Raw genomic sequence first — 24443 nt, forward strand, 5'->3', positions numbered from 1 at the left:
GCGTTAACATGAGTGGCAACTTCCTCGCCCTGGCGCAGCCGGGCGTGCAACAACTGTCGCCTTACGTCCCGGGCAAGCCTGTGGACGAGTTGGCGCGTGAGTTGAACCTGGACCCGGCGAAGATCGTCAAGCTGGCCAGTAACGAGAACCCGTTGGGCCCAAGTCCCAAGGTGTTGGCGGCGATTCGTGAAGAGCTGGCCGAGCTGACCCGTTATCCCGATGGCAACGGCTTTGCCCTGAAGTCGCTGCTGGCCGAGAAGTGCCGGGTCGAGCTGAATCAGGTGACGTTGGGCAACGGTTCCAACGACATTCTTGAGCTGGTCGGCCGTGCTTACCTGGCGCCGGGTCTCAATGCGGTGTTCAGTGAGCACGCGTTTGCCGTCTATCCGATCGTCACCCAGGCGGTGGGTGCTGATGCGCGGGTGATCCCGGCGAAGGATTGGGGCCACGACTTGCCGGCCATGTTGGCGGCCATCGATGCACAGACCCGCGTGGTGTTTATCGCCAACCCGAACAACCCGACCGGGACTTGGTTCGATGCACAGGCGCTGAACGATTTTCTGCAGGACGTGCCCGAGCACGTGCTGGTGGTGCTGGACGAGGCCTACATCGAGTACGCCGAAGGCAGCGACCTGCCGGATGGTCTGGACTTCCTGGCGGCCTACCCGAACCTGCTGGTATCGCGCACGTTCTCCAAGGCTTATGGCTTGGCTTCGTTGCGGGTCGGCTATGGTTTGTCCACGGCCGTTGTTGCCGATGTGCTGAACCGCGTACGCCAGCCGTTCAACGTCAACAGCCTCGCCCTGGCGGCGGCCTGTGCGGCGGTGAAGGATGCCGAGTACCTGGACGAAGGTCGCCGCATCAACGAAAGCGGCATGTTGCAACTGCAGGAAGGTTTCCGTGCGTTGGGCCTGGGCTGGATTGCGTCCAAGGGCAACTTCATCTGTGTCGATCTTGGCCAAGTGGCGGCCCCGGTGTTCCAGGGCCTGCTGGCTGAAGGTGTGATCGTGCGCCCGGTGGCCAACTACGGCATGCCGAACCACCTGCGTATCACCATTGGTTTGCCGGCCGAGAACGCCCGCTTCCTGGAGGCGCTGGCCAAGGTTCTGGCTCGTGGTTGATGTCACTGCAATGCAACCTGTTGTGCCTATGATCGGTCGCCTGGTGGTGGTCGGTCTGGGGTTGATCGGCGGCTCCTTTGCCAAAGGCCTGCGTGAAAGCGGGTTGTGTGGCGAAGTGGTCGGTGTGGACCTGGACCCGCAATCGCGCAAGTTGGCGGTTGAGCTCGGGGTAGTCGATCGCTGCGAGGCCGACCTGGCGCTTGCCTGCCAGGGCGCAGATGTGATCCAGCTGGCTGTGCCGATCCTGGCCATGGAAAAGGTGCTGGCGTTGTTGGCTGGCATGGACCTGGGCCAGGCGATCCTGACGGACGTCGGCAGCGCCAAGGGCAATGTAGTGCGCGCGGCGCAACTGGCCTTTGGCGGCATGCCGGCGCGCTTTGTGCCGGGCCATCCGATTGCGGGCTCCGAGCAGAGTGGGGTGGAGGCGTCCAATGCGCAGCTGTTCCGTCGGCACAAGGTGATCCTCACGCCGCTTGCGCAAACCGATCCGGCGGCGCTGGCGGTGGTGGATCGGCTGTGGCGCGAGCTCGGCGCGGACGTTGAGCATATGCAGGTCGAGCGTCACGACGAAGTGCTGGCGGCGACCAGTCACTTGCCCCATCTGCTGGCCTTTGGCTTGGTGGACTCCCTGGCCAAGCGCAACGAGAACCTAGAGATTTTCCGTTACGCCGCCGGCGGCTTCCGTGATTTCACGCGGATTGCCGGCAGTGATCCAGTGATGTGGCACGACATCTTCCTCGCCAACCGCGAAGCAGTGTTGCGTACCCTGGATACTTTCCGCAGTGACCTCGACGCCTTGCGCGATGCGGTTGACGCGGGTGATGGGCACCAATTGCTGGGCGTGTTCACCCGTGCGCGGGTGGCGCGGGAGCATTTCAGCAAGATTCTGGCGCGCCGGGCCTACATGGAGACGGCGGTGGATGCCGATGAGTTGACGTTCCTGGCTAGTCCAGGCGGCTGCTTGAGCGGGCGTATTCGTGTGCCGGGCGACAAGTCGATTTCCCATCGCTCGATCATGCTGGGGTCGTTGGCCGAGGGCGTGACGGAAGTCGAAGGTTTCCTCGAAGGCGAAGATGCCCTGGCGACCTTGCAGGCGTTTCGCGACATGGGCGTGGTGATTGAAGGGCCGCACCACGGGCGCGTGACCATTCATGGCGTAGGTTTGCATGGTTTGAAGGCGGCGCCGGGGCCGATTTACCTGGGGAACTCCGGTACGTCGATGCGGTTGCTGTCCGGGCTGCTGGCGGCGCAAAGCTTCGACAGTGTGCTGACGGGCGATGCTTCTTTGTCCAAGCGTCCCATGAGCCGCGTGGCCAAGCCGCTGCGGGAAATGGGCGCAGTGATCGAGACCGGCCCTGAAGGGCGGCCGCCGCTGACGATTCGTGGCGGCCAGGCGCTGAAAGGGTTGACGTATGCGTTGCCGATGGCCAGCGCGCAGGTCAAGTCCTGCCTGTTGCTGGCCGGGCTGTACGCCGCAGGCAAGACCTCGGTGACCGAGCCGGCGCCGACCCGTGATCACACTGAGCGCATGTTGCGCGGCTTCGGTTATCCGGTGACGGTTGACGGGGCGACGGCGTCGGTCGAGTCCGGGCATGCGCTGACGGCAACCCGTATCGAGGTGCCGGGGGATATTTCCTCTGCGGCGTTTTTCCTGGTGGCTGCTTCGATTGCCGAAGGCTCCGACTTGTTGTTGGAGCATGTTGGCATCAATCCGACACGTACCGGGGTGATTGATATCCTGCGGCTGATGGGGGCGGAGATCACCTTGGAAAACCCGCGTGAAGTGGGTGGGGAACCTGTCGCCGATCTGCGTGTGCGCGCGGCGGCGCTGAAGGGTATCGAGATTCCCGAGGCGCTGGTGCCGTTGGCGATCGATGAGTTCCCAGTGCTGTTTGTTGCGGCGGCTTGCGCAGCAGGGCGCACAGTTTTGCGGGGTGCCGAAGAGCTTCGTGTCAAAGAGTCTGATCGTATTCAGGTCATGGCCGATGGTCTGCTGGCGCTGGGGGTCAAGTGTGAACCAACCGCTGATGGGATTATTATTGACGGTGGCCCGATGGGCGGAGGTGAAGTCCATGCTCACGGTGATCATCGGATTGCCATGGCCTTCAGCGTTGCCTCCCTGCGGGCGACAGCGCCTATTCATATCCGTGACTGCGCCAATGTAGCTACATCTTTTCCGAACTTTCTTACACTGTGTGCCCAAGTCGGCATGCGTGTAGCCCAAGAGGCTCAATTGTGAATATTAAAGCACCGGTGATTACCATCGACGGGCCAAGCGGCTCGGGCAAAGGCACGATCGCCGGCATCCTGGCCAAGCGCCTGGGTTGGTGCCTGCTGGATTCCGGCGCGCTGTACCGCCTGCTGGCCTTTGCCGCGCGCAACCATGGTGTCGACCTGACCAACGAAGAATCCTTGAAGCTGTTGGCGGCGCATCTAGATGTGCAGTTCGTCGGGGCGACGGAAGGTCATCCGCAACGCATTATTCTGGAAGGGGATGATGTGACCGATGACCTGCGCAATGAACAGGTCGGTTCCTGGGCCTCGCAGATTGCCGCGCTGCCGGCCGTACGTGATGCGTTGCTGCAGCGTCAGCGGGCTTTTCAGGAGCCGCCTGGCCTGGTGGCTGATGGTCGCGATATGGGAACCGTGGTGTTTCCCGAGGCGCCGCTGAAGGTTTTCCTGACCGCCAGCGCCGAGGAGCGGGCTCGTCGCCGCTACTTGCAGTTGAAGGGCAAAGTCGATGGTGTTAGTCTGTCGAGTCTGCTAGATGAGATCCGTGCACGCGATGAGCGTGATACCCAGCGCGCAGTAGCCCCGCTCAAACCGGCGGCTGATGCGATACAGCTGGACTCCACGGAGTTGTCCATCGAGCAGGTGCTGGAACGCATCTTGAGCGAAATCGCCATTCGCGATATCGCCGGGTGATCAAGAAGGCCGCAGGGGACCAGTCATAGTCCTGCGGTGGCTTCTTTTAACTGAAACTGACCCACACCGTCTGGGGTGTGGAGATGGGCGTATTCTTCGCCCTTATCAACAGGAATTAAAATGAGCGAAAGCTTTGCGGAACTCTTTGAAGAAAGCCTAAAAACCCTGAACCTTCAGGCAGGCTCCATCATCACCGGTGTTATCGTTGATATCGATTACCAAGCTCGCTGGGTAACCGTTCACGCTGGTCTGAAGTCTGAAGCTCTGATCCCGCTGGAACAGTTCTACAACGATGCTGGTGACCTGACTATCAATGTCGGTGACGAAGTTCACGTTGCTCTGGACTCGGTTGAAGACGGTTTCGGTGAAACCAAGCTGTCCCGTGAAAAAGCCAAGCGCGCTGAATGCTGGATTGTTCTCGAAGCAGCCTTCGCAGCTGAAGAAGTGGTCAAGGGCGTTATCAACGGTAAGGTTAAAGGCGGCTTCACTGTCGACGTTAACGGCATCCGTGCGTTCCTGCCAGGTTCTTTGGTCGACGTTCGTCCAGTGCGCGACACCACGCACCTGGAAGGCAAGGAACTCGAATTCAAGGTCATCAAACTCGACCAGAAACGCAACAACGTTGTCGTTTCCCGTCGCAGCGTCCTGGAAGCAGAGAACTCCGCCGAGCGTGAAGCTCTGCTGGAATCCCTGCAGGAAGGCCAACAAGTCAAAGGTATCGTCAAGAACCTCACCGATTACGGCGCATTCGTCGATCTGGGTGGCGTCGATGGCCTGCTGCACATTACCGACATGGCTTGGAAGCGCATCAAGCATCCATCTGAAATCGTCAACGTTGGCGACGAGATCGATGTAAAGGTTCTGAAATACGATCGCGAACGCAACCGTGTTTCCCTGGGCCTGAAGCAACTGGGTGAAGATCCATGGGTTGCTATCAAAGCCCGTTACCCAGAAAGCACTCGCGTAACCGCGCGTGTTACCAACCTGACCGACTACGGCTGCTTCGCTGAGCTGGAAGAAGGCGTGGAAGGCCTGGTACACGTTTCCGAAATGGACTGGACCAACAAAAACATCCACCCTTCGAAAGTCGTACAAGTCGGCGACGAAGTGGAAGTTATGGTTCTGGACATCGACGAAGAGCGTCGTCGTATCTCCCTGGGCATCAAGCAGTGCAAATCTAACCCATGGGAAGATTTCTCTGGCCAGTTCAACAAGGGCGATAAAATCTCCGGCACCATCAAGTCGATCACCGATTTCGGTATCTTCATTGGTCTGGACGGCGGCATCGACGGCCTGGTTCACCTGTCCGACATCTCCTGGAACGAAGTTGGCGAAGAAGCTGTTCGTCGTTTCAAGAAGGGCGACGAGCTGGACACCGTTATCCTGTCGGTTGACCCAGAGCGCGAGCGCATCTCCCTGGGCATCAAGCAGCTGGAAAGCGACCCGTTCTCTGAATACGTTCAGGACAACGACAAAGGCGCAATCGTTAAGGGCATCGTGAAGGAAGTTGACGCTAAAGGCGCCATCATCACTCTGGCCGACGATATCGAAGCGACTCTGAAAGCCTCCGAAATCAGCCGTGACCGCGTTGAAGACGCGCGCAACGTTCTGAAAGAAGGCCAGGAAGTAGAAGCCAAGATCATCAGCGTTGATCGCAAGAGCCGCGTGATCCAACTCTCCATCAAGTCGAAAGACGATGCTGAAGAGAAAGAAGCAATCCAGAGCCTGAAAGCGGCTCCGGAAGGCGAAGCAGCAGCAGACACCACTATGGCTGCCCTGTTGCGTCAAGCAATGGCCAAGCAGAACTAAGTTCTGTAAAGCTATAGAAAAAGGGCGACTTCGGTCGCCCTTTTTTGTGCCTGAAATTCGTTGAATCAACAACCAAGAACCAAGCGGTATGAGCGGCTGTCAGAACTGACTATAGTCGATTGAAAAGCTGTTCCCGTGTTGGTTATTCAGTAAGGGTTGGAATGAACAGGCTTATCGTAGTATTTGCAGTAGTGGTGCTTGCAGGGTGCTCAGCCACTAGCGCCAAGACCCATGCCCGGCACGGTGTAAGCGGTATCGAGATCGATTGCTCGGGCCTCGGCTCTGGATGGGACAAGTGTGAGAAGCGCGCGGCACGTGAGTGCAAGATGCAAGGCTACAAGGTTGTCACCAGGTCCAGCGATGCAAAGGACGAGGAGGGTGACTATCTATTCGGCTGGAATCCGGCAGGTGCCGTCACTCGGACCATGTTGGTGATCTGTAATTGAGGGGATAAGCCCTGTTTTGCTGTCGTTGATCTCTCTGCTAGATAAGTTGAAGCATGGGCTGTTCAAATTCGTCAAGTCATGCTAAAACCTTCGAAGCGATTTTCCTAGCTGCTTGAAAAAGAAGGGAAAAATATGACGAAGTCGGAGTTGATCGAACGAATTGTCACCCATCAAGGGCTGCTTTCATCCAAGGATGTGGAGCTTGCCATCAAGACCATGCTTGAACAGATGTCCCAGTGTCTGGCTACCGGCGATCGAATTGAGATTCGTGGGTTTGGGAGCTTCTCGCTGCACTATCGCGCGCCGCGGGTTGGGCGTAATCCCAAGACCGGGCAGTCGGTCAGTCTCGACGGTAAGTTCGTTCCTCACTTCAAGCCGGGCAAGGAGCTGCGGGATCGGGTGAACGAAGAAGAGGAAGAGGGTGTCTGAGTTTCTTTGAGGAAAGCTGCCATGGGTAGAGTTGGGCGTATTTTCTTGGGGTTGACCCTGATGATTGTCATCTTGGGGGTCATCGCATTCGTGTTGGAAAACCAGCAGGGTGTGGCTTTGTCTTTCCTGGGGTGGACAAGCGCCAGATTCCCGGTAGCTGTGTTTGTGGTACTTGCTTTGATAATTGGTACCTTGATAGGCCCTTGCCTGGGGATGTTAACGAGGCGAGCCGGGCAGTCCAGGCGTGTTTGAGTGGTTCACGCCGGTGTTGGCTACGGGCTTTAGTAACGCCTGAAGTATAAGCGGCGTATAAGTTGATCGATCGCTGCTGCCGTCAATTCGATATCAGGTTGTTCGGTATAATCTGGTGTGTACTTGTCTTCCGCTGAGCGCAGGGTTACATCGTTATCACTGGTTCGGATATTTCCTACGGCTAGCTCTGATTTTTGTAGCGTATTGTTCGGTTTGATGTTTGAAAAGATTTTGCATGATGCGAGATCGTAAGTTTCAAAGTAATATTTGTTTTGCTCGTCCAGCGTTTATTTTCAAGTTGCTCGGAGTTTCGAGCTGTCGAGCGAAGGCAATTTGCAGTCGCCGAAATTCTCCATTAGTCGTACTCATCCTCAAGTACCAAGCAGTTTGAGGTCGGTATTGGGTGTGCAGTCATCTTGCCACTATGTCGTGACAGGGCTTTGCTTTCTGTGAAGGAATGCTCAGGGGGCGTTGGCCCTAGGGGTGATCCTATTTAGGCTTCGTCGGGTCATGGAGATTGTTCTTTCCTGACTACTCGGTAGGCGGGGCATGCCAATATGGGCAAACAGGGGGTCTGATGAAAGCAAATAGTTGGCAAGCCACCCATGGTGCGGTTAGCTCTGTGCCGCAAGTTACTCTCGATTCAATTGATCGGGGGGCGAACGCTGCCGGTGATTGGCTTTGGAGCGGTAACGGTATTAAGCTACTTGGAGTGCTTTGGAGATGCTCTAAGGTCGATAGGCTCCGGAAGTTAGTGCTGGATAGAGTCTGTGGTACATGCAGATGAAGTACCTGTGTTATCTACTCGGCGCCTTAATGGTTTTTCCCGTGAAGATGTTCGATGTTGGGGGCGTGAATTACAAGCTAGATGAATTTTTGCTTGTTTTTATAGGTGTGGTTTTTTTGTGTGCTCGCCACGCTAAGCTCGTAATGTTTGGTTATGTATTTGTTGTCCTGGCCTATGTTTTTTACGGGGCGATACTGGTTTATATGAGTGGCCTTGTTGTTAATTATGATGTGTTCTTTCGTATACTTCAGGTCTTGCTTGTTGTTATTGTCATGTCGCTGATGTCTGATGTTGAAAAAACGGCGATGCTTGATGGAATGGCCAATTGGGGGCCGGTGTTTGCGCTGTTGATAGTGTTTTACCTAGTCTTCAAGTTGGACTACTCTGCGAGTGTGTTGGTAGGAAGTCAGCAGCACTATAAAGATTTTTTTAATGGCCCATATTCTTTTCTGAGTGTGCACATCAATACGGTGGGTACGGTATTGCTGTTGTCGATCTATTTGAATTTGTTGAAGTATAACGTCACCGGAAAGACGGTGTATTTGCTGCTCAGCATGTTCATGCTGCTCCCGCCTCTAATGCTTTTCTCCAAGGGTGATTTGCTGGCGGTCACGCTTGCGTTGGTTTATTTATGCTTTGCAAGACTTAGAGTGTCGAAATTGTTCTTTGTGTTTTTGGTGCTAGGAGCGGTGATTGCCGCAATTGGTTGGGATTTTTCCCGATTTGACCCGACGCGAGAGGTTCTCTACAGTGCTGCATTGAAGGCATTTATTCAAAACCCCTTTGGGTACGGTATCGGCACGGAAAGCCAGGTGATTTTCGCATTGTCTGGGATTGATTACCCGGCCCATAACTTTTTGTTAAGTGCCGCGATCGAGGCGGGTGTGTTGGGTGTGGCGTTTTTTCTCGCGCTGGTAATTTACAGTTACCGGAGAAATAAAAGTACCCTGGCTAGGGCGTTTTTATTGGCATTTGTTGTGGTGGGTTCTTTTGGTAATGTGATGTATTTTTATAAATATCATTTTGTGTTTTTTATGATGATAACTGCTTTGTTTGATAAGGTATATTGTCAGTCGGTGCAACTACGTAGTCAAAGATTGGTCGCGATCTAAATGAATTAAGATAGGGTAAGCTAGAATGCCTAGGGCGAAAGTTGGGATCGTGGTTGCTACGTACAATAGTGAAAGAACACTGCGCGAGTGTTTGGATTCTATTATGGCGCAGAGCTTTAAAGATATCGATTTGTATATTCAAGATGGCGGTAGTACCGATGGGACGCTAAAGATAATACAAGAGTATGGAGTGGCCAGATTCTCCAGTGAGAAGGACTCTGGCGTCTACAATGCATGGAACAAGGCATTGGCGCAGGTAGACGCGGAATGGATAACGTTCCTCGGGAGCGACGATTATTTTAGCTCGCCGTCAGCGCTGTCCTCTGTAATTGAGCATTTGGATGCTGCCAGCGAGCACGGTGTTAACATCGTCTACGGCAAAAATAATCTTGTTGACGAGTCTGGAGTATTTATCGCGGAGGTTGGTTTACCTTGGGAGGCGGCAAGCGTCGGCCTGAAAAAGAAGATGACCATACGTCACCCGGGGTGTTTTCATCATGCGTCGCTGTTTGAAGTGGGAAATGGATTTGACGAGAGTTATAAGGTGATTGGGGATTACCATTTTATTCTTCGTGCGCTTCGGGAGCAGGAGGCGGGTTTTTATCCTTTTTCCGTCGTCACTCACCGAGTGGGTGGGCTTAGTAATAAGCCGAGTTTGATGATGTCTATTATTCGTGAGAATTTCAGGCTTCGGAAAGAGTTGGCGTTGTCTCCAGTGTATTTGGTTGACTCGATTTTTCTCAAACGATTGACTCTTTTCTTACTCAGTGTTGTGTTGGGTGACCGTGGGGTGATGAAGCTGCTATCGGTTTATGGCGGGGCTGTGAAGAAATGAAAATCTGCTATGTGGTTCCTGCCATTGTCAATAAGGCCCCTATTTTAGTAGTTTTGCAGTTGTGCGAGCAGATGCTTCTTAGGGGGCATGACGTTACGGTGCTTTATTTTGACGAGCGTGTCGAGATTGAGTTGCTCGCGGGTGTAAGGTTTGAGCGAGTTAGTTTTTATAAGGCCTTTGATTTTTCTGCTTATGATGTGGTCCACTCCCACTTGTTAAGGGCTGATGCTTTTGTATTCAGAAACAAGTCTTTGTTTGGCGAGGTGCGCTATGTGAGCACCTTGCACAATTATGTCGAGAAGGAGTTGTATTTTCATTACAACAAATTTATCTCTTTTGTTTTTAGTTTCATTTGGAATGTGTGCTGGTTACGTCACAACCGCTTGGTTGTTTTGAGTGAGGATGCGGCTAAGTATTACTCGAGATTTTCATATAATAAGAAAATAACCCGGGTTTACAACGGTCGGGATGTTGTTGTTGATTATGATTTGATCGAGGAATGGTGCGCCAGTGAGATCGAGGCGTTAAAGGTTCGTGTCGATGTTTTATTGGGCACGTACTGCGTGCTCACTGCCACCAAGGGCGTTGATCAATTAATTAGGTTGTTGAGTGAAAATGCTCGTGCGGGGCTGGTGGTCATTGGTGATGGGCCTGCGAAGAAGTCATTGCAAGAGTTGAGTGTATCGTTGGGTGTTGATGATCGATGTGTCTTTATTTCGTCCGTCCCCTATGCGCACCAATGTAATATTTTTTTCGATGTGTTTGCCATGCCCTCTCGCGCGGAAGGTTTTGGGCTTGCGTTGATTGAGGCCGCCCTCCACTCGAAAAAGATCGTATGCTCCGATATCCCTATTTTTCGGGAACTCTTCACTGAAGAGGCGGTTTGTTTTTTTAAAGTGGATGACGTGGCTAGCCTTGACGCAGCAGTGATGAAATGCATGGCCGATGAGTCCAAGGCGGCGGCGGTGCTGAAAATTGCGCGTGAGCGTTACAGCTCTTCTGCGATGGCATCCAGCTATCTTAAGGTCTATGAGGAGTTGCAGCGTGACTAACTTTAGGATTTTAGTTACAGGTGGGTCAGGCTTTATAGGGACTAACTTGGTGTGCCGGCTAAAGGATATGGGATGTGCGGTTCTAAGTCTGGATGTCGCGCCACCCAGAAATAGCGATAATCTCGACGTCCACCGCTATTGCGATATTTGCGATGTTGAGCTGCTGGCTGAGGCGTTTGAATTATTCAAGCCTGATTATGTATTTCACCTCGCGGCGCGGACAGACCTCCGTGGTAAGGCCCTGGAGGACTACCGGGAAAATATCGCGGGTGTGGAGAACTTGTGCAAGGTTCTGTCTTCGGCTGACTACGTCAAACATGCCGTTTTTGCTTCTAGTATGCTGGTTTGTAGGGCTGGTCATATACCGTCTACGATCGAAGATGTTTCGCCGACTACGGTGTACGGCAAAAGCAAGGTAGAGGGTGAGCGCATCGTAAGGAAGTGGAAGGCGCAGATGCCGAGATGCTCTATCGTACGTCCTACATCTATTTGGGGCCCCTGGTTTGGAGAACCTTATCGAAACTTCTTCGATATAGTGCTCGCCGGCCGCTACATTCGAATTGGCAAAGCGTCGAGTACGAAGACGTACGGTTATGTAGAAAACAGTGTGAATCAGATTATTTCAATTTCTCAAACGTCTGACGACGGGGTTGAATATTATTATATTGGTGATGCGCCACCCTTGAATGTGGATGAGTGGAGTTTGAGCATTGCGTCGCTTGCAGGTCGTCGGAAACCGATCAAGGCCCCGATGTTTTTTTTCCACTGCTTGGCGCGTTTTGGTGATGTCTGCAATTTTGTCGGTTTGAGGTTTCCTTTTGGCAGTTTTCGGCTAAAGAACATGACAACTGATAATGTTGTGAATTGCTCTCCGGCGGAAAAGGCGAATGCTTACCCCGTAGTGAGGCAGCAGGAGGGCATTAAAAAAACATTGTCATGGCTGAAGGCGCCATCAGTTGCCAAATAGTCGCATATCTTGAGTTGTCCCGCCGCTTCAAGGCGGGGCGCTCAAGGGCGTCATTTGCGTGCATGGATGGGGGCTCGCAAGCGTCAGTGTTTTTGTGGTGGATGGCATTTTGCCTTTAAAATCAAGGGCCTGTGCTTGTCCAAAGACTTTTCAGTGCTCCGGCGTCATGCTAAGGTTCTCATTGATGCCAGGCTTTCTGTTCGGTCGGTATAAGTGCTCTGAGCGGTGGGGCTGTTTCAGTGGTGCTGTTAAGTACGTTTTTTGTAAAGACTGGACGTGTGGTGGAGGTACAGGGCGCGCGTATTTCCGAAGGGTCTGAATTGCGACGGAATATAATCGAAGATGTCTTTAAAGTTAATTGATTTTCCCGAAGTTACCCGTTGTGTGCTGAAAGGCTGTGATGCATGAATAGCGCTCTCAAGAACGTAGCCGCGAACTTTCTGGGGCAGGGCTGGGCTGCCTTGATGGGGATCTGCTTTGTACCTTTGTATTTAAAGTTTATTGGCGTTGAAGGTTACGGTCTAATTGGCTTTTTTGTAATTCTCTCTGCTGCTATGACGATGCTTGATGGGGGCTTCGGCGCGGTAGCGACTAAAGAGGCTTCAGTATATGAGGCTGCTTCGCCGACGGAAAAGCTAAAGGTAGTTTTACTGCTGAGAAGCGTTGAGTGGATATTTTGGGGTGTAGCGCTCACGGCAGGCACGGTCGTCATATGTTTGGCTCCGGTGATTTCTTACTATTGGCTTGATGTGACGCCCAGTAAACTGGAGTCGGTGACTCAGTCGCTAAGAGTCATGGGCGTGGCGTTGGTTCTTCAGTTTCCTATCGCATTCTATTATGGCGCTCTGACAGGGCTTCAGAAGCAAGTCGAACTAAATATTGCAACCTCTGTTTTTGCGACGCTGCGTTCGGTCGGGACTGTGCTGGTGTTGTGGCTTGTTTCACCTACGGTCGAATGGTTCTTCATATGGCAGTGTGTGATCAATGTTCTGACCGTTTTTATTTTGCGTATTCAGTTGGTTCGAGAGCTAGGCGGCTGGAAGCAGTCTCAGCTGTTTTCTGTTGAGGCGCTGCGCGGCCTTCGGGGCTTTGCAGTTGGTGTTGGGGTGACGAATGCCCTGGCATTTTTATTGATGCAGGCCGACAAAATAGTTTTGTCCAAGACGTTGTCATTGACGGATTTTGGTTATTACATGCTTGCTTGGACGCTGGGAACTATCGCCTTCAGGATGATATCGCCAGTCTTTAATGCCTATTATCCTAAAATCGTTGCGGCGGTCGCTTCTGGAAATACGGCTGAAGCGTTTGGGTCATATATCAGGGCAAGTCAGATACTGTCGATGCTGGTTATTCCGTTTTCGGTGTGGATTGCACTGTACAGCCACCCGTTGCTTGCGCTGTGGACCAGGGATACGAATATCGCCGCCGCCGCCAGTGGGCCGCTTTTGATATTGGTTGTGGGCACTATGGTTCATTCTTTTATGCATATGCCTTACGCGCTGCAATTGGCCCATGGCTGGACTCGGTTCAGCGTCTGGCAAAATTTTATCGCCGCGCTTCTTGTGGTTCCATTGACGTATTATTTGGCGAGTACCTACGGGCTCACCGGCAGTGCATGGCCTTGGCTTTTACTGAACATAGGTTTTGTGGTCTTGTGCCCGCCGATTGTTTTTAGAAAGTTAAATATCAAGCCCGTGAAGGTTTGGTACCTGGAAGCAATTGTCATCCCTTTGCTGATTTCAGTGTCTTCATTGTGGTTTTTCAAGTTGATCTATGACGTTTTAAGCGTTGGCAACCTCTTTGTGATGTTTTTATCGCTAGGGGTAAGCTATGTTCTCGTGGCGCTCCGGTTGTTCGTTTTTCGCGTTGATACCCGGAGGGTTCAATGGAGAAATGCACTGTAATATATCAATGAGCCCTATGACGCTGGCGCAGCCTCGGCAGCATTTGTTCGAATTGGCAGTGGCTTTGATGCGCTACGAGCTCAGTTTTTTAATCGGCTGGGGCTTAACCTTCTCTCGAGCGAAAAAATAATATGCGTGTTGCTTTCGATTACCAAATATTCGCCTTGCAAAACTACGGTGGCATTTCTCGTTATTTTTGCCGCATTGCCGAGCAGATGGCCCAGGCGGGTACCGATGTGGGGGTTTTTTCACCCCTGTACCGCAATGCTTATTTGAACGATTTGTCTGAGGGGATCGTTCATGGGCGCTGGATAGAAAAGTATCCGCCCTATACCGCGAGGCTCATGCTGGGCTACAACCGTCTTCAAGGGCGAGCGTCGATGAGTCGTTGGCGGCCCCAGGTGGTGCATGAAACCTATTACGCGCGTTCGAGCACGGCCCCCAAGGGCTGCCCGACTGTGCTGACGGTCTACGATATGATCCACGAGCTGTATCCCGAAAGCTTCTCTTCAGAGGATAAGACATCCCAGCTCAAGCGACGGGCGGTAGAGCGTGCGGACCATGTCATCTGTATTTCAGAGAGCACACGACAAGACCTTATGAGGCTGTTCGCTGTCCCTGAAAGCAAGTTGTCGGTTGTTCATTTGGGCTTTGAGCAATTCAAACCCGTCGTGGTAAAACAACAGGCCCGGATGCCCAGGCCCTACCTGTTGTATGTAGGGGCACGCTTTGCCTACAAGAACTTTGCCGGACTGCTCCGTGCCGTGGCGAGTTCAACACGGTTAAAGTCGGATTTCGACATTGTTGCTTTTGGCGGCGGTGTGTTCTCCGCTAGCGAGCAAGAGTTGGTGCAGCGCCTCGGTTTTGCAGCAGGTCAGGTGCGGCAGATGGGCGGGGACGATGCTTTACTGGGTGAGCTCTATGAGGGCGCCCAAGCATTTGTCTATCCGTCTATCTATGAGGGCTTTGGTCTTCCTCCGCTGGAGGCGATGGCGCATTCATGCCCTGTCATCAGTAGCGGCACCAGTTCAATGCCTGAAATCATCGGTAACGCGGGTGTTTTTTTCGACCCTGTAAATGATGATGAAATGGCTGGAGCGATAGAAAGGGTGGTTTACTCTGCTAGCGAAGTTGCGAGATTGGTGGCGCTTGGACATGAGCGTTTAAATCAATTTTCATGGCAGCGCTGTAGTCTGGAAACACTATCGATCTACAATTCATTACAAAGGTAATACTTTGGAATATTCAGAAAAAACCGCCCTGATTTGCGGTGTGAGTGGCCAGGATGGTGCTTATCTCGCGAAGCTGTTGCTGAACAAGGGCTATTCCGTTTGGGGGACATCCCGGGACGCGCAGGGCTCTTCATTCGTAAATCTGAAGCGACTGGATGTATTCTCCAGGGTGAAATTGCTGTCGATGGTGCCTGAGGACTTTCGCAGTGTTTTCATGGCACTCAAGCGTAGCCAGCCAGATGAGGTCTACTTTCTGGCGGGGCAGTCTTCAGTCGGGCTGTCGTTCGAGCAACCTGCTGAAACAATTCAAAGCATTACTCTGGGAACACTGAATATGCTTGAAGCATGTCGGATGACGGAGCGTCCGATTCGCTTTTATCAAGCGGGCTCCAGCGAATGTTTTGGTGATACAAATGGCGAGCCAGCTTCCGAGGGCACAGCTTTCCATCCCCGCAGCCCTTATGCCGTGGCTAAGTCCTCAGCGTTCTGGCTGGTTGATAACTATCGAGAGGCTTATAATCTTTTTGCGTGTACGGGCATCTTGTTTAACCATGAGTCTCCATTACGCCCCTCCAGATTTGTAACACAAAAAATCGTGACTACAGCCAAACGGATTGCTGAGGGCTCCAAGGAGCGGTTGACGCTTGGTCGTTTGGATATCGCACGTGATTGGGGAGCCGCCTCAGAGTACGTTGATGCAATGTGGCGGATGCTGCAGTGTGACGAACCTAGTGATTTCGTAATCGCCACCGGTCAAACACATACGCTGGAAACCTTTGTCGCTGAAGCATTTACACAATTAGGCCTCGACTGGAAGGCTCATGTTGATCAATCGGCTGAGTTCTTTCGACCCACTGATCTATTGGTCAGTCGCGCTTGTCCAGTAAAGGCCGAACAGGTGTTGGGGTGGAAGGCACAATCAACGATGCCTGATGTCATTACCAGCATGCTAAATGCGATTTAATAGTAACTCTAAGAGTTTTAGGACCTAAACATGACCCTGAAGAAAGCGCTAATTACCGGGATCACCGGCCAGGACGGCTCCTACTTGGCCGAACTGTTGTTGGAAAAAGGCTACGAAGTCCACGGTATCAAACGACGTGCATCCTCTTTTAATACACAACGTGTTGATCATATCTATCAGGATCCGCATGTTGATAATCAGCGCTTTATCTTGCATTACGGGGATCTCACCGACTCGTCGAATCTGACCCGCATCATTCAGGAAGTGCAACCTGACGAGGTTTACAACCTCGGTGCACAATCTCACGTGGCCGTGAGCTTTGAGTCCCCGGAATATACGGCTGACGTCGATGCCATGGGCACCCTGCGAATTCTCGAGGCCATTCGTCTGCTCGGGCTCGAGAAAAAGACCCGTTTCTACCAAGCCTCCACCTCTGAACTCTATGGCTTGGTACAAGAGACACCGCAGAAAGAAACCACACCGTTCTATCCGCGCTCGCCCTACGCTGTCGCGAAACTCTACGCGTATTGGATTGTGGTCAACTACCGCGAAGCGTATGGCATGCATGCGTGTAACGGCATTCTCTTCAATCACGAATCGCCGCGACGTGGCGAGACGTTTGTCACCCGGAAAATTACCCGTGGCCTTGCAAACATTGCCCAGGGGCTTGAGCAGTGCCTCTACATGGGCAACATGGATGCGTTGCGGGATTGGGGGCATGCCAAAGACTACGTTCGTATGCAATGGATGATGTTGCAGCAAGACGTACCTGAAGATTTCGTTATTGCAACGGGCGTTCAGTACTCTGTACGTGACTTCATTCGTTGGTCTGCCGCTGAACTTGGCCTGACCTTGCGTTTCGAAGGCACAGGTGTAGACGAGCGGGGCATCATCGAGTCGATTGTTGGAGATAAGGCTCCAGCGCTTAAAGTCGGCGATACGCTCGTTCGCATTGACCCACGCTATTTCCGTCCTGCCGAAGTGGAAACACTGCTTGGTGATCCTACCAAGGCAAAAACAAAGCTGGGCTGGGTACCGGAAATCACGGCTCAGGAAATGTGTGCTGAGATGGTTCGCGAAGATTTGAAAGTCGCCCAGCGTCATGCGTTGTTGAAGAATCACGGTTATGACTTGCCGGTGTCGCTGGAGAACTAACATGTCACGTCAATTGAGCGAATGTGTTTTTGTTGCTGGCCACAAGGGGATGGTAGGTTCGGCCATCGTCCGGCGTCTGCGAGCGTTGGGTTATACCAATATTGTGACCCGCGACAGGGCTCAATTGAATTTGCTGGATCAGCGTGCGGTGACGGATTTTTTTGCCGAAAACAAGATCGAGCAAGTCTATATGGCAGCGGCCAAGGTAGGTGGCATTCATGCCAACAACACCTACCCGGCCGAGTTTATCTACGAAAACTTGACGATGCAGGCGAACATTGTCCATGCGGCGCACCAACACGACGTGCAGAAAATGTTGTTTCTCGGCTCCTCGTGCATCTATCCCATCAAGGTTCAGCAGCCGATGGCTGAAGAGGCGCTGCTGACCGGGGTTCTTGAACCTACCAATGAGCCTTATGCGATTGCGAAGATCGCCGGGATCAAGTTATGTGAGAGTTACAATCGCCAATACGGGCGTGACTATCGCAGCGCCATGCCCACTAACCTGTATGGCCCGAATGATAACTTCCACCCGCAAAACTCCCACGTCATACCGGCGCTTCTGCGTCGGTTCCACGATGCCGTCGAACAGGGTGTTGAAGAGGTTGTCATGTGGGGCAGTGGTTCGCCGATGCGTGAATTCCTGCATGTCGATGATATGGCCAGCGCCTCAGTTCACATCATGGAGTTGGATCAGAAACAGTATGGCGCTTACACCCAGCCGATGCTCTCTCATATCAACGTCGGTACGGGGGAGGACTGCACTATTCGAGAGTTGGCCGAAACCATCGCCAAGGTCACCGGATTCAAGGGGCGTCTGAGTTTTGATGCCACTAAGCCGGACGGGCCGCCAAGAAAGCTGATGGATGTTTCGCGTCTAGGGCGATTGGGATGGCGCGCGACGATCGGCCTCGAGGACGGGTTGCGAGATGCCTATGCCTGGTTCTCCGAAAACGCCTTGCATGCTCGTTCGCGCTAGGCTGAAAATTCGTAGTGATAGCCTTCTCAACGCATGGCTCACCCACTTCATTGTGGCAGTCAATGATTGGCTGCAGTGCAAATTACACTCTCGCCTGTACTGCGGCGCTGACCTCGGTCTCAAAGGATGAATGAATGTTTCTTCCAGTAATCATGGCGGGCGGCTCAGGCACCCGGCTATGGCCACTCTCTCGTCAACTGAACCCCAAGCAGTTTCTACCCTTGGTGGATGCGGACCTGACGATGCTCCAGGCCACGATCAAGCGCCTGGATGGGCTTGAACACGGGCTGCCGCGGTTGATTTGCAATGAACATCACCGCTTTCTCGCGGCCGAACAGCTGCGGCAACTGGGGCTGGAAGACGCCAATATCATTCTTGAACCTGTCGGCCGGAACACGGCACCTGCCATCACTCTGGCCGCGCTGCAGGCTTTGGGCGAGCAGGCCGACCCCATCATGCTGGTGCTGGCTGCTGACCACTTGATCCAGGATGTCGAGGCCTTCCAGAAGAGTATTTCAACGGCTCTTTTGCTCGCAGAGTCGGGCAAGTTGGTCACGTTCGCAATTACGCCAACGAGCCCTGAGACTGGCTACGGCTACCTTCAATTGGGTGCACCCGTTGGCGCCGGAGGGTTTCAGGTCAGTCAATTTGTTGAAAAGCCTGACCTAAACACTGCGAAGTCATATCTGGCCCAAGGTGATTACTTTTGGAACAGCGGCATGTTTATGTTCCGCGCCAGCCGTTTTATCCAGGAGTTGGAAAAATTTCACCCGGAAATCGTGTCGGTATGTCGCGATGCCTTGGCCGGCGGTCAGCAAGATATGCATTTTACCCGGGTTGATAGCGCCATCTTTGCCACCAGCCCAGACGTGTCCATCGACTATGCCGTAATGGAAAAAACCTCGGATGCGGTAATGGTGCCCTTGAACGCCGGTTGGAGCGACATCGGCTCGTGGTCGGCCCTCTGGGAGGCCGGCGAGAAAAACGCGCAAGGCAACCTGTTCAAGGGGGATGTGCTGTCGGAAAAAACTACCGGCAGCTACATTCATGCGACCCATCGCCTGGTCACCACTGTTGGCGTGCAAGACCTGATTATTGTGGAAACCAAGGACGCCGTCCTTGTGGCGCGTAAAGATCAAGTTCAGGAAGTCAAAAAGATCGTCGATCAACTCAAGGCCGGTGGCCGCCAAGAGCAGGTCAACCATCGCGAGGTCTACCGCCCCTGGGGTGTTTACGATTCGATTGATAGTGGCGAGCGTTATCAGGTCAAGCGCATCACGGTCAAACCGGGCGAGAAGCTTTCGGTGCAGATGCATCATCACCGCGCCGAACATTGGGTGGTCGTGAGTGGCACTGCCCGCGTCACCAACGGGGAGAAGACCTACCTCGTCACTGAGAACCAATCCACGTTTATCCCCATTGGCCAGGTGCATGCACTAGAAAATCCGGGAATGATTCCCCTGGAACTGATTGAAGTTCAGTCAGGGTCTTATCTGGGAGAGGATGATATCGTACGGTTTGAAGATATTTACGGTCGCGTAAAGGGTTGATGTCTTGAAAATCTCGATTATCACGGTTTCATACAATAGTGAAAAAACAATAAGAGACACTATTGAATCTGTGTTGGCGCAAACCTATTCGGACATTGAATACATCATCGTGGACGGTGGTTCCAAAGATAATACGATGGGGGTGGTCGCGGAGTATGCAGCGTCTATTGCGACCATTGTCAGCGAGCCGGATCGCGGGATATACGACGCGATGAACAAAGGCATCGCGCTGGCGACCGGCGATGTTATCGGTATTCTCAACTCCGACGATTTCTACGAGAGCCCCTCGTCGCTGGATAGCGTTGCCGCGGCATTTCGACTAAACCCAGATGATGCGTTGATTTTTGGCGATGTCGTCTTCGTCAGCCCCGACGACTTGCAGCGGGTGACACGGGTCTATCGCGCCGCTCATTTCAAGGCCTGGAAGCTTCGGTTTGGATGGATGCCTCCGCATCCGGGCACTTTCATAAGGGCGCAGGCGTACAAGGAAGTCGGTGACTATTCCTTGTTGTACAAGATATCGGCTGACTACGAGATGTTTGTTCGGCTGCTGTTGAGCAAACAATACAGCTTCTCGTATATCGATAAAGTATTGGTGCGCATGCGTTCCGGTGGTGTCAGTACTTCCGGTATCAAGAGCAGCCTTAAACTTAATAGGGAAATCGTTCAGGCCTGTCGGCGAAATGGCGTATATACCAACTTGCTCATGGTGCTCAGTAAAATTCCATTCAAATTATTGGAGTACGTCAAGCGCCCGGGAACGAGGCATTGATGGAACACATCTTCATTACCGGAGCGGGCGGCTTTTTGGGTAAAGACCTGATCCGTCGCTTGCAATCAGAGGGTCGATATCGTTTGTCGGCCTCGGTGCGTAATGCCGAGACCAATGTCGCTGCGGGCGTGGTCACGCATTTCACCGGAGCCATGGACACCCGGACATCCTGGACAGCTGCCATGACAGGTGTGGACGTCGTCGTTCACTGCGCCGCTCGCGTGCATATCATGGCCGATAAATCAGCGGATCCGCTTCAGGCTTTTCGCGACGTCAACGTCGACGCTACGCTGCACCTGGCTCGACAGGCTGCAGCAGCCGGGGTTCGCCGCTTTGTATTTATCAGCTCGATCAAGGTCAATGGCGAAGAGTCCCAGGTCGGCAGGCCTTACACACCCGATGACGAGCCCAAACCGATCGATGCCTATGGCCTCTCCAAATGGGAGGCTGAAAAAGGGCTGCTGCAATTGGCCGAGGAGGTCGAGATGGATATCGTCATCATTCGCCCCGTGCTTATCTACGGCCCAGGCGTAAAAGCCAACGTTCAAAACATGATGCGCTTTTTGCGCAGAGGCATCCCGTTGCCGTTGGGCGCTATTCACAACAAACGCAGTTTTGTCGCCCTTGAAAACGTGACGGACTTGATCGTTACTTGTCTGGATCATCCCGCCGCCAGCAATCAAGTTTTTCTCGTCAGCGATGATGAGGACCTTTCTACCACCGATCTGTTGCGCAGAATGGCGCGTGCACTGCACACGCCGGCGCGTTTGGTGCCCGTTCCATCCTGGCTTCTCAAGGGCACGGCTAAGCTTTTGGGGATGTCCGGGTTTTCTCAGCGGCTGTGCGGGACGTTGCAGGTCGATATCAGCAAGACACGCTCATTGCTTGGGTGGGCACCTCGTATCGGTGTTGATCAAGCACTGGACGGTACGGCACGCCATTTTCTGGATCAGAATAAAAGATGAATTTCCTTTGGCTACTCCCCGGCTTGGCGGGTGTTTCGCTTCTGCTGACGTGGCTGCTTCGGCGTTATGCACTATCGACCAGTTTGATCGATACGCCCAACGCCCGTAGTTCCCACTCTGTTCCAACGCCCAGGGGCGGCGGGGTGGCGATTGTGATCAGCTTTCTGGCAGCAGTCCCCGCGCTGGCGTTTGCCGACCTTTTGCCGTGGTCATGGGCGTGGGCCATGTTGGGCGCCGGGATGGGCGTGGCAATCCTGGGGTTTATGGATGACCACGGGCATATTGCAGCACGTTGGCGGCTCCTCGGTCATTTTCTTGCGGCCGTCTGGGTTTTGTTTTTCCTTCAAGGGCTGGGTCCAGTCAGGGTGTTCGGTTATCTCCTGGACCTCGGCTGGTTCGGGAATTTCCTGGCCGTTGTTTATCTGGTCTGGTTATTGAACCTCTACAACTTCATGGATGGCATCGACGGCATTGCAAGCGTTGAGGCGCTTTGCGCCTGCTTGGGTATGTGTGTCATCTATTGGTTGGTTGGTCAGCCACTGCTCGTGTGGACGCCACTTGTATTCAGTATGGCGGTAGCGGGATTTCTGTATTGGAACTTCCCACCGGCTAGAATTTTCATGGGCGACGCCGGAAGCGGGTTTATCGGCATTATGCTGGGCACCTTTTCATTGCAGGCCGGTGCTGTTTCCCCCCAGTTGCTCTGGGCATGGTTGATCATGCTGGGGGTTTTCATCGTGGACGCCACCTTCACCTTGATACGCCGACTGATCCGCGGGGACAAGGTCTATGAAGCGCATCGCAGTCACGCCTATCAGTTTGCCTCCCGGCAGTTTGGTCACCACCGCCCGGTCACGCTGGCGGTTGCCTGTATCAACATATTCTGGATGTTCCCCGTCGCACTCGCGGTCGTGCTATTGGATGTCGATGGGCTTTTTGGACTCGCTCTTGCTTATGCCCCTCTGGTTTGGCTGGCAGTAAGGTTTCACGCGGGAGCGTTGGAGCGCGTTGATGCGCACTGATTCATTCTGAATATCCAAGTGCAGACTAAAATATTCTGAAAGCAAGATCTGCCCTGCACTTTATGTTTGCAGGTGAATGTCATTTTGGAGAGTAAAGATGGATCGAATGCGCACGCTGCTGCTGGGCTTGCCAAGGCGTCACAAGCGCGTTCTGCAGGTTCTGACTGACGTCGTGATGGTGTGGATCGCGTTGTGGATGGCCTTTGTAGTGCGGCTGGGCATTGATGAAATGGTCAATCCTGTGCGGATGCATTTCTGGCTGTTCATTTCTGCGCCGATCATTGCCATTCCCTTGTTCGTACGATTTGGCATGTACCGGGCGGTCATGCGTTATTTCGGCAACGATGCGCTGATCGCGATTATCAAGGCCGTCAGCTTGTCAGCATTGATATTGGCGCTGGTGGTCTATTGGTACAGCAATCATCAAAACGTAGTTCCGCGTTCGATTGTGTTCAATTATTGGTGGCTGAGCCTGATCATGATCGGTGGCTTACGCTTGGGGATGCGTCAGTATTTCCTGGGGGACTGGTTCACTGCGTCGCAGCACGTGCCTTTTACCAGTCGTGACGATGGCTTGATCAAAGTTGCCATCTACGGAGCCGGCTCTGCGGGGAATCAACTGGTCGCTGCACTGCGAATGGGTCGAGTCATGCGCCCGGTGGCGTTTATTGATGACGACTCCAGTATTTCAGACCGCGTCATATCGGGCTTGCATGTTTATAAACCCAAGCACATTCAACAAATGATCGAGGCAACAGGCGCCCAGGAAATCCTTTTAGCCATCCCCTCGTCCAATCGCGGCCGTCGTCGTGAAATCCTCAGTTTCCTCGAAGGCTTTCCACTCCACGTGCGCAGTGTTCCCGGCTTCATGGACCTCGCCAGTGGACGCGTTAAAGTCGATGATATCCAGGAAGTAGATATTGCAGACCTGCTGGGTCGTGATGCTGTCCCGGCCCAGGCCGATTTGCTTGAGCACTGCGTCAAGGCTCAAGTCGTACTGGTTACCGGCGCGGGCGGCTCCATTGGTTCTGAACTCTGCCGGCAGATTATTTCCCTAAGGCCAACGACGTTGCTGTTGTTTGATCATAGCGAATTCAATCTGTACACCATTCTGTCCGAGCTGGAGCAACGCATTGCGCGGGAGTCTTTGCCATTAAAGCTTCTACCGATTCTCGGCTCAGTGCGTAACCAGGGGAAACTACTCGACGTCATGAAGACCTGGCATGTCGATACTGTCTACCATGCAGCGGCCTACAAACACGTCCCGATGGTTGAACACAATGTTGCAGAAGGTGTGTTGAACAACGTCATTGGAACACTGAATACAGCACAGGCCGCGCTTCAGGCGGGTGTTGCCAACTTCGTATTGATCTCCACCGACAAGGCCGTGCGCCCCACGAACATCATGGGAGGCACCAAACGACTGGCTGAGTTGACGCTTCAAGCCCTGAGTCGAGAGTTGGCCCCCGTACTGTTCGGCGACAAGTCCAATGTTTCCCACGTCAACAAAACGCGCTTCACGATGGTACGGTTTGGCAACGTTCTAGGGTCCTCGGGCTCTGTGATTCCGTTGTTCCATAAACAGATCAAATCCGGCGGGCCGTTGACGGTTACCCACCCGAAGATCACGCGTTATTTCATGACGATCCCAGAGGCCGCCCAACTCGTCATTCAGGCGGGCTCCATGGGCCAGGGGGGGGATGTATTTGTATTGGATATGGGCGAGCCGGTGAAAATCATCGAGCTCGCCGAGAAGATGGTTCATCTCTCTGGACTGAGCGTACGCTCCGATAAAAACCCCCAAGGTGATATCTCCATCGAGTTCACCGGCCTGCGCCCTGGTGAAAAGCTTTACGAGGAGTTACTGATTGGCGATAACGTCGTCGCGACCCAGCACCCGATGATTATGAGCGCCAGTGAAGATCATTTGTCGTGGGATGTGCTCAAGGGCAAGCTGAAAGAGCTATTGGCAGCGGTCGATCAGGACGATTACGCGCGTATCCGTGAACTCCTGCGCGACACCGTCAGCGGCTATTCCCCCGACGGTGAAATCGTCGATTGGATCTACCAGCAACGTCGCCTGGAACCTTGATTTAACACCCTGTTACTCAACCCTTTTTGACGAATCCCGCACATCACCTAAGTTTGAAAAGCAGCTTCGGAAA

The 24443-nt window shown here is 53.3% G+C and carries 20 protein-coding genes; all 20 read left to right on the forward strand.

The window, feature by feature from the left end:
* Positions 1-8 precede the first annotated feature (8 nt).
* The 20 genes from hisC to ACU688_RS10745 all read left to right on the forward strand — a co-directional run bounded on the left by hisC (position 9) and on the right by ACU688_RS10745 (position 24370).
* Entirely contained in the window at positions 9-1121 is a 1113-nt protein-coding gene (hisC, locus tag ACU688_RS10650; RefSeq protein ID WP_448184660.1) for a histidinol-phosphate transaminase, read from the forward strand.
* A gap of 28 nt (positions 1122-1149) precedes the next feature.
* Entirely contained in the window at positions 1150-3360 is a 2211-nt protein-coding gene (locus ACU688_RS10655) for a bifunctional prephenate dehydrogenase/3-phosphoshikimate 1-carboxyvinyltransferase (RefSeq protein WP_448184661.1), read from the forward strand.
* Positions 3357-4046, forward strand: coding sequence for a (d)CMP kinase (gene cmk / locus ACU688_RS10660; protein ID WP_124528091.1), 690 nt, complete (start codon positions 3357-3359; stop codon positions 4044-4046). Before ACU688_RS10655 ends, cmk begins: the two co-directional genes overlap by 4 nt.
* A 120-nt stretch (positions 4047-4166) precedes the next feature.
* Positions 4167-5855 (forward strand): 30S ribosomal protein S1, encoded by a 1689-nt coding sequence (rpsA, locus tag ACU688_RS10665; RefSeq protein ID WP_448184662.1) that lies wholly within the window; start codon positions 4167-4169, stop codon positions 5853-5855.
* 161 nt (positions 5856-6016) lie between these two features.
* Positions 6017-6301: a hypothetical protein gene (locus ACU688_RS10670; protein ID WP_448184663.1), complete on the forward strand. Its 285-nt coding sequence runs from the start codon at positions 6017-6019 to the stop codon at positions 6299-6301.
* A 132-nt stretch (positions 6302-6433) separates the two neighbouring features.
* A complete protein-coding gene (gene ihfB, locus ACU688_RS10675) occupies positions 6434-6730 on the forward strand; it encodes an integration host factor subunit beta (RefSeq protein WP_003189779.1) in 297 nt (98 codons plus the stop codon).
* A 1080-nt stretch (positions 6731-7810) separates the two neighbouring features.
* Positions 7811-8881, forward strand: coding sequence for an O-antigen ligase family protein (locus ACU688_RS10680; RefSeq protein WP_448184664.1), 1071 nt, complete (start codon positions 7811-7813; stop codon positions 8879-8881).
* Between the two features lie 25 nt (positions 8882-8906).
* Positions 8907-9716 (forward strand): glycosyltransferase family 2 protein, encoded by an 810-nt coding sequence (locus ACU688_RS10685; RefSeq protein WP_448184665.1) that lies wholly within the window; start codon positions 8907-8909, stop codon positions 9714-9716.
* On the forward strand, positions 9713-10768 hold the full coding sequence (locus tag ACU688_RS10690) for a glycosyltransferase family 4 protein (protein WP_448184666.1): 1056 nt from the start codon (positions 9713-9715) through the stop codon (positions 10766-10768). The genes ACU688_RS10685 and ACU688_RS10690 overlap by 4 nt, the downstream gene beginning before the upstream one ends.
* Positions 10761-11735, forward strand: coding sequence for an NAD-dependent epimerase/dehydratase family protein (locus ACU688_RS10695; protein ID WP_448184667.1), 975 nt, complete (start codon positions 10761-10763; stop codon positions 11733-11735). Before ACU688_RS10690 ends, ACU688_RS10695 begins: the two co-directional genes overlap by 8 nt.
* A gap of 404 nt (positions 11736-12139) precedes the next feature.
* Positions 12140-13639 (forward strand): oligosaccharide flippase family protein, encoded by a 1500-nt coding sequence (locus ACU688_RS10700; RefSeq protein ID WP_448184668.1) that lies wholly within the window; start codon positions 12140-12142, stop codon positions 13637-13639.
* A 131-nt stretch (positions 13640-13770) separates the two neighbouring features.
* Positions 13771-14871, forward strand: a complete 1101-nt coding sequence (locus ACU688_RS10705; RefSeq protein WP_448184669.1) for a glycosyltransferase family 4 protein — start codon at positions 13771-13773, stop codon at positions 14869-14871.
* A 4-nt stretch (positions 14872-14875) separates the two neighbouring features.
* Positions 14876-15835, forward strand: a complete 960-nt coding sequence (locus ACU688_RS10710) for a GDP-mannose 4,6-dehydratase (RefSeq protein WP_448184670.1) — start codon at positions 14876-14878, stop codon at positions 15833-15835.
* 30 nt (positions 15836-15865) lie between these two features.
* Complete coding sequence (gmd, locus tag ACU688_RS10715) at positions 15866-16990, forward strand: GDP-mannose 4,6-dehydratase (protein WP_448184671.1); 1125 nt, start codon at positions 15866-15868, stop codon at positions 16988-16990.
* A 1-nt stretch (position 16991) separates the two neighbouring features.
* Positions 16992-17969, forward strand: coding sequence for a GDP-L-fucose synthase (gene fcl / locus ACU688_RS10720; protein ID WP_448184672.1), 978 nt, complete (start codon positions 16992-16994; stop codon positions 17967-17969).
* Positions 17970-18103: 134 nt separating this feature from the next.
* Complete coding sequence (locus ACU688_RS10725) at positions 18104-19519, forward strand: mannose-1-phosphate guanylyltransferase/mannose-6-phosphate isomerase (RefSeq protein WP_448184673.1); 1416 nt, start codon at positions 18104-18106, stop codon at positions 19517-19519.
* Between the two features lie 4 nt (positions 19520-19523).
* Entirely contained in the window at positions 19524-20291 is a 768-nt protein-coding gene (locus ACU688_RS10730) for a glycosyltransferase family 2 protein (RefSeq protein WP_448184674.1), read from the forward strand.
* Entirely contained in the window at positions 20291-21256 is a 966-nt protein-coding gene (locus ACU688_RS10735) for a UDP-glucose 4-epimerase family protein (protein WP_448184675.1), read from the forward strand. The genes ACU688_RS10730 and ACU688_RS10735 overlap by 1 nt, the downstream gene beginning before the upstream one ends.
* The gene (locus ACU688_RS10740; RefSeq protein ID WP_448184676.1) at positions 21253-22278 is read left to right on the forward strand and encodes an MraY family glycosyltransferase; all 1026 of its coding nucleotides are present in this window, start codon (positions 21253-21255) and stop codon (positions 22276-22278) included. The genes ACU688_RS10735 and ACU688_RS10740 overlap by 4 nt, the downstream gene beginning before the upstream one ends.
* Positions 22279-22375: 97 nt before the next feature.
* Positions 22376-24370 (forward strand): polysaccharide biosynthesis protein, encoded by a 1995-nt coding sequence (locus ACU688_RS10745; protein ID WP_448184677.1) that lies wholly within the window; start codon positions 22376-22378, stop codon positions 24368-24370.
* The last annotated feature ends 73 nt before the right edge of the window (positions 24371-24443 follow it).

The sequence above is a fragment of the Pseudomonas acericola (SeqCode) genome (assembly GCF_053456465.1).

What these genes read in the sequence shown, in the direction of transcription:
- hisC (WP_448184660.1), top strand. Translation starts at nt 9, where the DNA reads ATGAGTGGCAACTTCCTCGCCCTGGCGCAGCCGGGCGTGCAACAACTG.
- ACU688_RS10655 (WP_448184661.1), top strand. Translation starts at nt 1,150, where the DNA reads ATGATCGGTCGCCTGGTGGTGGTCGGTCTGGGGTTGATCGGCGGCTCC.
- rpsA (WP_448184662.1), top strand. Translation starts at nt 4,167, where the DNA reads ATGAGCGAAAGCTTTGCGGAACTCTTTGAAGAAAGCCTAAAAACCCTG.
- ACU688_RS10670 (WP_448184663.1), top strand. Translation starts at nt 6,017, where the DNA reads ATGAACAGGCTTATCGTAGTATTTGCAGTAGTGGTGCTTGCAGGGTGC.
- ihfB (WP_003189779.1), top strand. Translation starts at nt 6,434, where the DNA reads ATGACGAAGTCGGAGTTGATCGAACGAATTGTCACCCATCAAGGGCTG.
- ACU688_RS10685 (WP_448184665.1), top strand. Translation starts at nt 8,907, where the DNA reads ATGCCTAGGGCGAAAGTTGGGATCGTGGTTGCTACGTACAATAGTGAA.
- ACU688_RS10690 (WP_448184666.1), top strand. Translation starts at nt 9,713, where the DNA reads ATGAAAATCTGCTATGTGGTTCCTGCCATTGTCAATAAGGCCCCTATT.
- ACU688_RS10700 (WP_448184668.1), top strand. Translation starts at nt 12,140, where the DNA reads ATGAATAGCGCTCTCAAGAACGTAGCCGCGAACTTTCTGGGGCAGGGC.
- ACU688_RS10705 (WP_448184669.1), top strand. Translation starts at nt 13,771, where the DNA reads ATGCGTGTTGCTTTCGATTACCAAATATTCGCCTTGCAAAACTACGGT.
- gmd (WP_448184671.1), top strand. Translation starts at nt 15,866, where the DNA reads ATGACCCTGAAGAAAGCGCTAATTACCGGGATCACCGGCCAGGACGGC.
- fcl (WP_448184672.1), top strand. Translation starts at nt 16,992, where the DNA reads ATGTCACGTCAATTGAGCGAATGTGTTTTTGTTGCTGGCCACAAGGGG.
- ACU688_RS10725 (WP_448184673.1), top strand. Translation starts at nt 18,104, where the DNA reads ATGTTTCTTCCAGTAATCATGGCGGGCGGCTCAGGCACCCGGCTATGG.
- ACU688_RS10735 (WP_448184675.1), top strand. Translation starts at nt 20,291, where the DNA reads ATGGAACACATCTTCATTACCGGAGCGGGCGGCTTTTTGGGTAAAGAC.
- ACU688_RS10740 (WP_448184676.1), top strand. Translation starts at nt 21,253, where the DNA reads ATGAATTTCCTTTGGCTACTCCCCGGCTTGGCGGGTGTTTCGCTTCTG.
- ACU688_RS10745 (WP_448184677.1), top strand. Translation starts at nt 22,376, where the DNA reads ATGGATCGAATGCGCACGCTGCTGCTGGGCTTGCCAAGGCGTCACAAG.